The 11,267-nt window shown below is 37.6% G+C and carries 9 protein-coding genes and 1 pseudogene; 7 read left to right on the top strand and 3 right to left on the bottom strand.

What is annotated here, in order from left to right; all coding sequences use genetic code 11:
• Positions 1-254 precede the first annotated feature (254 nt).
• Positions 255-1,745 carry a sodium/proline symporter PutP gene (gene putP / locus MKL51_RS08965; protein ID WP_017482288.1) on the top strand — a complete coding sequence of 497 codons (1,491 nt, stop codon included), beginning with the start codon at positions 255-257 and terminating at the stop codon, positions 1,743-1,745.
• A gap of 34 nt (positions 1,746-1,779) precedes the next feature.
• Here the strand turns inward: putP and MKL51_RS08970 are convergent, their stop codons facing one another.
• Complete coding sequence (locus MKL51_RS08970) at positions 1,780-2,268, bottom strand: Lrp/AsnC ligand binding domain-containing protein (RefSeq protein ID WP_005304655.1); 489 nt, start codon at positions 2,266-2,268, stop codon at positions 1,780-1,782.
• Positions 2,269-2,392: 124 nt separating this feature from the next.
• Between MKL51_RS08970 and putA the strand changes: the two genes are divergently transcribed.
• The 4 genes and pseudogenes from putA to MKL51_RS08990 all read left to right on the top strand — a co-directional run bounded on the left by putA (position 2,393) and on the right by MKL51_RS08990 (position 8,400).
• Positions 2,393-6,145, top strand: a complete 3,753-nt coding sequence (putA, locus tag MKL51_RS08975) for a trifunctional transcriptional regulator/proline dehydrogenase/L-glutamate gamma-semialdehyde dehydrogenase (RefSeq protein WP_017482289.1) — start codon at positions 2,393-2,395, stop codon at positions 6,143-6,145.
• A 106-nt stretch (positions 6,146-6,251) separates the two neighbouring features.
• Positions 6,252-6,722: pseudogene (locus tag MKL51_RS08980) on the top strand (GrpB family protein).
• A gap of 113 nt (positions 6,723-6,835) precedes the next feature.
• On the top strand, positions 6,836-7,921 hold the full coding sequence (trmA, locus tag MKL51_RS08985) for a tRNA (uridine(54)-C5)-methyltransferase TrmA (protein WP_017482290.1): 1,086 nt from the start codon (positions 6,836-6,838) through the stop codon (positions 7,919-7,921).
• A 248-nt stretch (positions 7,922-8,169) separates the two neighbouring features.
• Positions 8,170-8,400 carry a hypothetical protein gene (locus MKL51_RS08990; RefSeq protein ID WP_000011679.1) on the top strand — a complete coding sequence of 77 codons (231 nt, stop codon included), beginning with the start codon at positions 8,170-8,172 and terminating at the stop codon, positions 8,398-8,400.
• 35 nt (positions 8,401-8,435) lie between these two features.
• Here the strand turns inward: MKL51_RS08990 and MKL51_RS08995 are convergent, their stop codons facing one another.
• Positions 8,436-9,182, bottom strand: coding sequence for a phosphodiester glycosidase family protein (locus MKL51_RS08995; protein ID WP_002121469.1), 747 nt, complete (start codon positions 9,180-9,182; stop codon positions 8,436-8,438).
• A gap of 193 nt (positions 9,183-9,375) precedes the next feature.
• Between MKL51_RS08995 and MKL51_RS09000 the strand changes: the two genes are divergently transcribed.
• Positions 9,376-9,966: a lecithin retinol acyltransferase family protein gene (locus MKL51_RS09000; protein WP_002121452.1), complete on the top strand. Its 591-nt coding sequence runs from the start codon at positions 9,376-9,378 to the stop codon at positions 9,964-9,966.
• Between the two features lie 45 nt (positions 9,967-10,011).
• Here MKL51_RS09000 and MKL51_RS09005 read toward each other — a convergent pair whose 3' ends face one another.
• Positions 10,012-10,602 carry a YceI family protein gene (locus MKL51_RS09005; RefSeq protein WP_002121395.1) on the bottom strand — a complete coding sequence of 197 codons (591 nt, stop codon included), beginning with the start codon at positions 10,600-10,602 and terminating at the stop codon, positions 10,012-10,014.
• A 213-nt stretch (positions 10,603-10,815) separates the two neighbouring features.
• Between MKL51_RS09005 and MKL51_RS09010 the strand changes: the two genes are divergently transcribed.
• On the top strand, positions 10,816-11,223 hold the full coding sequence (locus MKL51_RS09010) for an OsmC family protein (protein ID WP_002121367.1): 408 nt from the start codon (positions 10,816-10,818) through the stop codon (positions 11,221-11,223).
• The last annotated feature ends 44 nt before the right edge of the window (positions 11,224-11,267 follow it).

The raw sequence follows: 11,267 nt of genomic DNA on the forward strand, positions 1-11,267 counted from the left end.
GACATTTTTTTGCTGAAAAAATTTAAAAAAAATAAATAATAAAAAATTATAAGTTGATGATTAATATTGTAATTTTACATCTTTAAAATCAATTTATTTTAAGTTACACAATGATACAAAAGTACAATATAAAAATAACAGTGCAAAAAAAATCTTTTGTGGTTGAATCTCAACCTCTTGGATGCCGTACAAGAAAACAGCGACCTGGATTAGGTTACAATCACGGATTATGGATATAAGGACACACATCCATTATGAGTTATTTTGATCCCACCCTCATCATGTTTATGGTGTACATCGTAGCAATGGTTCTTATCGGCTTATTTGCCTACCGTGCTACAAGCGACTTCTCAGATTATATTCTCGGTGGTCGTAGTTTAGGCAGTTTCGTAACTGCATTATCCGCAGGCGCATCAGACATGAGTGGTTGGCTGCTCATGGGTTTACCAGGCGCGATTTATCTTTCTGGTTTATCTGAAGCGTGGATTGCAATTGGTCTTATTATCGGTGCTTGGCTTAACTGGCTACTGGTTGCTGGTCGATTACGCGTTCATACTGAAATCCAAAATAATGCACTCACGTTGCCAGATTATTTTACAAGTCGTTTTGACGATCAGAAAAAAGTACTTCGTATTTTCTCTGCCGTTATCATCTTGGTTTTCTTCGCAATTTATTGTGCTTCAGGCATGGTAGCAGGCGCCCGTTTATTTGAAAATTTATTCGGAATGTCATACACCACTGCTATTTGGCTCAGCGCAATTGCAACCATCAGTTATGTTTGTATCGGTGGATTCTTAGCGATTAGCTGGACCGATACGTTCCAAGCTGGCCTAATGATTTTTGCTCTGTTATTAACACCAATCGTAACTTATCTTGCAATTGGCGATACAACACAATTTGTGACACTCATTGAAACTGCTCGTCCACATGCGTTTAACATCATCTCAGATTTGAGTGTTGTGGCGGTTCTCTCCTCCATGGCATGGGGTTTGGGTTACTTTGGTCAACCACATATCCTTGTACGTTTCATGGCTGCTGACTCTGTAAAATCAATTCCTGCTGCGCGCCGTATTGGTATGACTTGGATGATCTTGTGTTTAGCTGGTGCAGTCGGTGCTGGTTTCTTCGGTATTGCTTACTTTGAGCAACACCCTGAACTAGCAGCAGTTGTAAGCAAAAACCCTGAAACAGTATTTATGGAATTGACTAAAATCTTATTCAATCCATGGATTGTAGGTATCATCTTAGCTGCGATTTTAGCTGCTGTAATGAGTACATTGAGCTGCCAGCTTTTGGTATGTTCAAGTGCGTTAACCGAAGATTTGTACAAAGGTTTCATTCGTAAGAATGCATCTCAGAAAGAGCTTGTATGGGTTGGCCGTGTTATGGTTCTTGCAATTGCTGTTCTTGCGATTGCTCTTGCTGGTAACCCAGACAGTAAAGTTCTTGGCCTTGTTGCTTATGCATGGGCTGGTTTCGGTGCTGCATTTGGTCCGCTTATCATCTTGTCATTGTTCTGGAAACGTATGAATTTACAAGGTGCTCTAGCGGGTATGATCGTTGGTGCAGTTGTAGTGATTGGCTGGAAAAATCTTTTCGCAGACACTGGTGTTTACGAAATCATTCCAGGCTTTATCCTTGCATTTATCAGCATCATTGTAGTGAGTCTTTTAACTAAAGCGCCAAATACAACAGTAACTGGCCGCTTTGAAAAAGCAGATGAACTCTACAAAGAAAGCGTATAAGTTATTGAAATAAATCAAAGGGGCTTCGGCCCCTTTATTTATTTTTGGTTTTAATTTTAATTTTTGAAGTATCTTTGACTACCTGCATTACTGGATAACTCCGAGTTTCTTTCACGCCCGGTAACTGCCATAGCACCTGCCCCGCAATACGTCTAAATTCTTCCATACTGCCACTTCGTAATTTAATTAAAAAATCAAATCCTCCACTCACCATATGGCATTCAACAATTTCAGGATAGTGAACCACAGCATCAATAAACTCATCTAAAACATTGGGTGTAGTCTTGTCTAATAGTACCTCTACGAACACCAAAAAATTTGCATTTAACTTGACTGGATTCAATTTCGCTTCATATCCCAAAATAAAATCATCCTTTGTCAACTTCTGCACTCGAGCCATAACAGCAGTTGGCGACAAGTTAACAAGTTCGGCTAATTTACTATTAGAAATTCGCCCATCTGTTTGAAGAATATCCAAAATTTTTAAATCAGTACGGTCAAGGCTTAATATTGGGCCATTCATCTGAATTTTCCTCTAAAAAATGGGCTAAATATAGTGAGTTATTCGGTGTTTCTTCTGTAATGATAAATTATCTAAACCTCTCTACTCAAGAAGGGAGTATGAGAGTTGCTTGGCGGAAACTGATATGAACACAATGGATACTTTTCATCAAATGGATAAATCTCACCAAGGCTATATCACCGAATTTAACGATAAAAGTGAGTTTGAACAACGCATTAATACAGCTTGGCGACGTGCTGAACCAGAAGCTGTAGAAGAGCTATTACAAGCTGCCGCGGTATCTGATGATTTAGATCATAAAATTTATGACCTTGCTTTTAATCTTGCCAATAATTTACGTGAACGTAAGACCTCTTCCGGCAAAGCAGGTATTGTTCAAGGGTTATTACAAGAATTCTCTCTTTCTTCACAAGAAGGCGTGGCGCTCATGTGTCTAGCCGAAGCTTTGCTTCGTATTCCAGACTCAGCAACACGTGATTTGCTTATTCGAGATAAAATCAATCAAGGTAACTGGAAAGAACATGTTGGCCAAAGCAGCTTAATGTTTGTAAATGCTGCAGCATGGGGCCTCATGTTAACTGGTAAGCTCATGGAAACTCCTAAGCAAACCAGTCTTTCAAGTGTACTTACTGGCCTTTTAGCACGCAGTGGTCGTGGTATTATTCGTAAAGCCGTTGACGTCGCAATGCGTATGATGGGTGAGCAGTTTGTGACTGGTGAAACCATTGAAGAAGCTGTAGACCATGCGAAAGTGCTCGAAGACAAAGGTTTCCGCTATTCTTACGATATGTTAGGTGAAGCAGCCTTAACCGAACATGATGCTGAACGTTACTTTAACGATTATACGCAAGCCATTCATGCAATTGGTAAAGCATCTAATGGTAAAGGCGTTTATGATGGTCCGGGTATTTCAATTAAGCTTTCTGCTTTACACCCTCGTTATCAACGCTCGCAAATTGAACGTGTTCATCAAGAACTTTACGGCAAAGTATTTGAACTCGCTCGTTTGGCTAAAAAGTACAATATTGGCTTAAATATCGATGCTGAAGAATCAGAACGTTTAGAAATTTCTCTTGAGTTACTAGAACGTCTTTGCTTCGAGCCAGAACTTGCAAACTGGAAAGGTATTGGCTTCGTTATTCAAGCTTACCAAAAACGCTGTTTCTTCGTAGTTGATTATATTATTGACCTTGCTAAACGCAGCCAAAAGCGTCTCATGATTCGCCTTGTGAAAGGTGCATATTGGGATAGCGAAATTAAGAAAGCGCAAATCGAAGGTATGGATGACTACCCTGTCTTTACCCGTAAAGTACATACGGATTTATCTTATATCGCGTGTGCTAAAAAACTACTTGCAGCACCTGAGTTCATCTATCCGCAATTTGCCACTCATAATGCTCAAACATTGGCAACGATCTATCATTTAGCGGATCCAAGCAAATATTATGCCGGTCAATATGAATTCCAATGCTTACATGGCATGGGCGAACCGCTTTATGAACAAGTTGTTGGTCCACGCGAGCAAAATAAATTAGGTGTACCATGCCGTATTTATGCTCCTGTTGGTAACCACGAAACTTTGTTAGCTTATTTAGTTCGTCGTTTACTCGAAAATGGCGCGAATACTTCATTCGTTAACCGTATTGCCGATAAAACACTTAAAGTTGAAGATCTTATCCAGTCTCCAATTTATGATATTCATCATGCAGCTAAGCTTGAAGGTTCAGTTGGTTTAAAACATCCATCAATTCCACTACCTTTAGATATGTACGGAACACTTCGTAAAAACTCTAAAGGTTATGATTTAGCAAACGATACTCCACTTGCAGCTTTAGACAGCACAGCTCAAGAATTACGTAATCGTATTTGGCAAAGTCATCCATTATTGGCAAATAACGAGTCGTTAGAGCAAGGTCATTCTGTTGCAATTACAAACCCAGCACAAAATGATGAAATTGTTGGTTATGTGCAAGAAGCTGATCTTAAGCATGTTGAAATTGCGCTTAATGCAGCTGAACAAGCTCAATTAGAATGGTCAAATACGCCTAAAGAACAGCGTGCTCAACACTTAAAACGTGCAGCTGACCTAATGGAAAGTCGTATTCAAGAGTTGATAGTTTTGCTTTGCCGTGAAAGCGGGAAAACCTATGCCAATGCGATTGCAGAAGTTCGTGAAGCTGTAGATTTCTTACGTTACTACGCAACTCAAGTTGAGAATCTTCCTGCAAATACAGCTATTCAGCCTTTAGGTACTGTACTTTGTATTAGCCCGTGGAACTTCCCTCTTGCAATTTTCTCTGGTCAAATTGCTGCAGCATTAGTCAGTGGTAACTGTGTTATTGCTAAACCTGCTGAACAAACCCCCTTAATCGCAGCTCAAGCAGTTCAGATTTTATGGGAAGCTGGTATTCCACATGGTGCTGTACAGTTACTTCCTGGCCGTGGTGAGACAGTCGGTGCTCAGCTTAGCCAAGATAGCCGTATTGATGGCATCATGTTTACTGGTTCTACTGAAGTTGCAAAAATTTTACAGAAAACCGTTGCGAAACGTTTATCTGAGAATGGTCAATCTATTCCTCTCATTGCAGAGACTGGCGGTCAAAATGCAATGATTGTGGACTCATCAGCATTAACTGAACAAGTCGTACTCGATGTTGTAAGTTCTGCTTTTGATAGCGCGGGTCAACGTTGCTCTGCTTTACGTATTTTATGTGTGCAAGAAGACAGTGCTGCAACCGTTATTAAAATGCTTAAAGGCGCAATGCAACAGTTGATCGTAGGTAACCCTACGATTTTAAAAACTGACATTGGTCCTGTTATTGATGACGAAGCAAAACAGACGATTGATCAACACATCCAAAAAATGAAGTCGAAAGGCTATCCAGTACATCAGTTGATGTTTGGTTCAACAAGCCAAAATGAACTGGATAAAGGAACCTTTGTTGTACCAACAGCAATTGAACTCCCTAACCTTGATGACTTGCAGCGCGAAGTTTTTGGTCCAGTTTTACACATCATTACCTATAAGTATGGTGAGCTTGAGCAGTTGATCTCACGCATTAATGCCAAAGGTTATGGTTTAACAATGGGTCTACATACCCGTATTGATGAAACCATCCAAACAGTCATTCAACATGCTGAAGTGGGTAACCTTTATATCAACCGCAATATTGTTGGTGCTGTCGTTGGTGTACAACCATTCGGTGGTGAAGGTTTATCGGGCACAGGTCCAAAAGCTGGCGGTCCGCTTTACATGTATCGCTTAATGCAACATTGTTCAAACAAAGTATTGGCAACACCATTTGCTATGAAGAATGAGCAAACTGCTTTTGAAGGCTTTAACCGAGAGGTTTATCAGAGCTTACAAAATTGGGCGAAACAGCATTTACCGCAAGCAAATCGTGATATCGAACCATTTGGTGTTGGTAAATTCTATGAGTTACAAGGCCCTACTGGGGAAAGTAACCAATATATTATTTTGCCACGTCATCGTGTTCTTTCTATCGCTGACACAGAACAGAATCAGTTGCATCAATTGCTCGCAATTTTTGCAGTAGGTAGCCAAGCAGCAGTAATGCCAAATAGCCCATTATTGGCAAAATACAAACAAACTTTGCCAAAAGATGTACTTGCAGCAATTACTACGGTTAAAAATATCGCATCAGATGATTTTGATGCAGTTTTACATCATGGTAACCGTGAAGAAATCTTCTCATTGCAGCAAGAAGTTGCTACTCGCTCTGGTGCAATTGTTGGTATCACACACATGGAGCCAAATGAGAATATTCCACTTGAACGTTTAGTGATTGAACGTGCAATTAGTGTGAATACAGCTGCAGCTGGTGGTAACGCAAGCTTAATGACAATGACTGATTAATCGATAATTTTCAAAAAAAAGCCCGAATCTCAGTATTTGGGCTTTTTTATTTAATAAAGTAACCTATTCTTAACTATATAAATTTTATCAAATTGAGATTCTAATAATGGTCTTTTTAGAACCAGAACAATATCAATAAAGATGCGCTCAGCTTTTTAATTCATATCAAAAAGACATTTCCACACTTCTACCATTTGCCAAAAAAATTAAGCATATTGGTTCATCTGCAATACCGAATGCAATTTCAAAAGGTGATTTAGATATTTATATTGAAGTTATACCTGAGCAATTCGAATTCGCAATAGAACAATTAAAAACACTTAAATTTATCGAAAAACAAAATACGCTAAGGACACATGAGCTTTGCATGCTCGAATCACTCAACAATGATGATATTGCATTTCAAATTGTAGTATCTGGTTCAATATTCACTTTTTTCTTAGCCTTTAAAAATAAGCTTATAAACTCACCCACGCTGGTTAATGAATATAATCAATTAAAATTACAGTGTAGCCATTTAGACCCCGATCAATATAGAACAATAAAATCAGATTTTATTAATCGTGTTTTAAATTAGCTCTAGTTTAGGTACTTGCTTTCTCTTATGAATATCTGGTTAAAATTGGCTCCTGTAAGTTCAATTTTTTTGATACCATTCACTATTTGATTCTGTCTAAATTTTCTTTGTCTATGACCTCTTCTTATCGTCAACAACTTCAAGCTAAAATTGAACGCATTACTACTCAATTTTCTGAATTTACACCACCTACATTAGAAGTGTTTGAATCACCTGAACAACATTTCCGTATGCGTGCTGAATTTCGTATCTGGCATACAGAAAATGATATGTTCTATGCCATGTTTGAGCGTAACGATGACGACAAGCAAAAAACCGTTGTACGCATTGATGAGTTTCCAATTGCAGATCAAAGCATCAATGATTTAATGCCAAAACTTTTGGAAGAACTTAAGGCTGAGTCTAAGCTTTCTAATCGTTTATTTGAAGCTGATTTCCTCGCAACACTTAGCGGAGAAATGTTGGTTACCCTCATTTATCATCGTAAACTGGATCAAGAATGGGAACAAGCTGCTAAAGCACTTGCCGATAAATTAGATATTAAAATTATGGGCCGTAGTCGTGGCCAGAAAATTGTTATTGGTGATGATTTCGTTGTTGAAGAATTCGAACTATTAAATCGTTCATTTAAATATAAACAAATTGAAAGTAGCTTTACCCAGCCTAATGCGCAAGTTTGCAAAAAAATGCTGCAATGGGCATGTGATGCAGCTGAGGGTTCGAAAAAACACTTATTAGAACTTTATTGCGGTAATGGTAATTTTACGCTTCCGCTCTCTTTAAAGTTCGAACGAGTATTGGCTACCGAGCTTGCAAAATCCTCTGTTTATGCAGCTCAATGGAACATTGAACAAAACCAAATTGATAATATTCAGGTAGCACGTCTATCTGCTGAAGAGTTTACTCAGGCTTATCAAGGTGAACGAGAATTCCGTCGTCTACAAGAAGCAAATATTGATATTCAGAGCTATGACTTTGACACCGTATTTGTAGATCCTCCACGCGCAGGAATTGATGATGAGACTTTAAAACTTTTACAAGGTTTTGAACGTATTATCTACATTTCATGTAACCCTGACACGCTATATGAAAATTTAAAAACTCTCAGTCAAACTCATCGATTGACTAAATTCGCCTTATTTGATCAGTTCCCTTATACGCATCATGTCGAGTCTGGTGTTTTACTTGAGAAGATTTAAACAAAATCTTTCATTGTAAAGTTTTAAATAAGGAGGCTACATACCTCCTTATTTTTTAACGTTTTATTAGTTAAGTATTTAAATTTTCAAAAAATATCAAGTCATCTATTCGTCATAATTTCGTTTAACTCAAGCATTCCCATCGAAAATTCTCGAGTTCAATTGGTGGATTTATCACTTATGGAGTCTTGTATTTTATTTTAAATTGGCTATATTTCGAGCTATGTTAGGTTGTATATGAAGGCTCTATGAGTTTTTGGCAAAAGCTGTTCTTGGCAGATCAACAGCATAACGAGCATAAAAACCAAACTGCTTGTGTTGAAAATGACTGCTCATGTAAAACTAATGAACAACTTCTAAGTGCACTTGCACAAGCAACAGATGAAGATGTCATTAAGGGAATTAAAAAAGTTCTTATTTCCCGTGGTTATAGCCGAAAAGAGTTAAATGAACTCACTCAAAAACCGTCTATTCATTAATTAAAAAGCCAGTCTTGTACTGGCTTTTTTATATTTCACTTTACTGCACAATTGGACTCATCTACCCAACCGACCATTGGTCCCATTTGAAATTGCTGATCGTTCCGATTGTTCTTTTGCATATATAAACTAGAAATAGAACCATCGAGATATAAAGCCTGCTCTACTTTAAGATTTCTTTGAAAAAACTTGGCAAAATTGTAAAAACTCACACGATTCTTAGATATTACAAAGTAGAGTTTATTATCTCGAATACCAACTCCATTACGAATTTTCTTTGATTGAGAGTCTGGTAAAAAAAGGGAATTTATCTTTCCATCAATAACTAACATTGGCCCAGATTGGGTTGCATAATCAACTTTCAAATTTTGTAGGCTATATTGTGGCGTAGTTAAAACAAAGGCCTGTTTTTTATTCCAAGCTACTACCCCATTCGGCTGTAAAAAGAAATTTCCCAATCCTTTATGCTCATTTAAGGGCTGAACTACCTTAGCTCGTTCAATATACAACCCTACTGGAGAAAATCCTAAATGAAACATCCCCGCATTCATTGCAAAGCTAAGCTGCTCACACTGCTTTAATTGTTCCTCAATATTGTTAAAGCTTTTATAGTATTGCTGATTATTAGGATTCTTTAAAAACAAGCGTAATGCTTTAAATTCGCTGATCGAGATCACATCGTATTGGTCACCTTCCACCGTTTTAATCTGCTGATGCGCTATAGCATATGCGGCCTGAAACAAAAGCCCATACAAAGCGAAGCACCCAACTACCCATTTCATTGAATAACACCTGACATGACATTTTTCCTTCATATTAAGTTCTTAAATTATATACAAGAAATATAAATAGATTGGATATGCATCAAATTCCTTCATTCGACGTAATCAATACACTGCAAATTGCTGATATTGGTTATAATGTTTAGCAGCTTTTCAATAAAAGCCATTTACACTTTATTGGATCAGCGTAAGCATGCAACAACTGAATAAACGCTACCCTTTAGGGGCTCACCTCATCGTAAAGCATCTCGGCTATAGCCATCATGGTATATATGCAGGGAGAGGTCGAGTTATCCATTATTCCGGCTTAGCTCATTTCATCAAAAAACGCCCGATTGAAATCACTTCAATAGATGCTTTCTCGCATGGCAAAAAAATACACGTCCGTTCTTATGACAAACCTCGTTATAAAGGAAAGATTGTTGTTCGCCGAATGCGTTCACGTATGCATGAAAATCACTATCATTTGATTATTAATAACTGTGAACATCTATGCAGTTGGGCAATTACGGGTATTGAAAGTAGCACTCAAGTTGAACGTATGATGCATCGTTTAACGACTATTGGCTATGTAAGCTCAATCATGAGCTATATGAATGGTATGATGTTGACCGTTGCAACTACATGTTTTGCTCTGGTTCTGTATATTAAAAAGAAACTACGTGATCAAGCAAAAAGAAAAGTTCCTACTTACCAGTTCTTAAGAGAAAAATCTCAGAAAAGAAATATCGATCCTTCAGCGCCTTTAGTATTTATAGATCCAGATAAAAAAGAGCCAATCTAAATAAAAAAGCCCTCATATTTGAGGGCTTTTTAGAAAACTTATAGCTTATTTTTTAGCTGCATTAGCAGCAGTTGCTTCAGTGGTAATGTTTACAGTGATCTTATCGCCAACATTAGGCACATAACTTCCTAAACCAAAGTCAGAACGCTTGAATGAAGTTGTCGCATTAAAACCAATTGCTGGAACTTTAGCCATTGGATGCTCGCCTTGCTTGTTTAAAACAGCGTCAAGTACAACTGGCTTAGTTACGCCTTTAACAGTTAAGTCACCAGTAATTTTAAAGTGCTTTTTGTCTTTGGTTTCAACTTTAGTACTTTTAAACGTAATATTTGGATATTTAGCAGCATTAAACCAAGCTTCTTCTTGGAACTCTTTATCTAAAGCAGGTACGTTTGTATTTACACTGCTTAAAGGAATAGTCACATTTACAGATGAGTTTGCTGGTTTAGCATTATCAACTTTAATTACACCTTGGATATCCGAGAAGTTAGCGCTTGGAGTAGAGAAACCAAAGTGATTCCATGAGAAAACAGTAGCTGTATGTGTTGGGTCAATTTTGTAGTCTACTGGTGCAGCTAAAGTAACTGAACTAGCCAATGCTACTGCCAAACCGAAGCTTAATGTTTTAAGATGCATTTTTCGTATCCTTTATTGATATAGTCGTTAGTGTATACATCAAGTAATTTAATTCACCATTCTTTATAAAACGATATGTTTCATCCATGCAACAATAAAAGCGTTACAGTTGTTATTCAAAAACAATATTATAAAGTTTAGATATTCTTCTATTCGAAGCTTCAGATTTATTAATTTTTATTACGATTTTATTGATGAATAACAAGGTAAAACATGGTTAATACAGCCCAAGCACAAAGTACTTCTACCCCATATCGAGTAACTCTTACCGATCCTTCAGGTCATCAATGGTTTGCAGATGAACCGACTGATAAAGGTGGACAAGATACAGCTCCGAACCCGGTTCAGCTTTTATTATCCGCTTTAGGAGCTTGTACCACCATTACTTTAGAAATGTATGCGAATCTTAAAGGTATTAAGCTTGAGCATGTTCAAGTGGATTTAGCATTAAACCCTAATGGCGAACCTGAAAAAGGCCAAAATAATATTGAACGAAAAATTACACTCAAAGGTGAATTTACTGAAGACCAGCATAAGCGATTACTAAAAGTTGCAGAGAATTGCCCTATTCATAAGTTATTAACTTCTCAGATTAATATCCAAACAGAACTCACTATTTAACTTCTCAAATAAAAAAGCGCTCTATCTAGAGCGCTTTTTTACAC

Source organism: Acinetobacter sp. AOR18_HL (assembly GCF_027855145.1).
In the GTDB taxonomy this organism is placed as follows: domain Bacteria; phylum Pseudomonadota; class Gammaproteobacteria; order Pseudomonadales; family Moraxellaceae; genus Acinetobacter; species Acinetobacter pittii.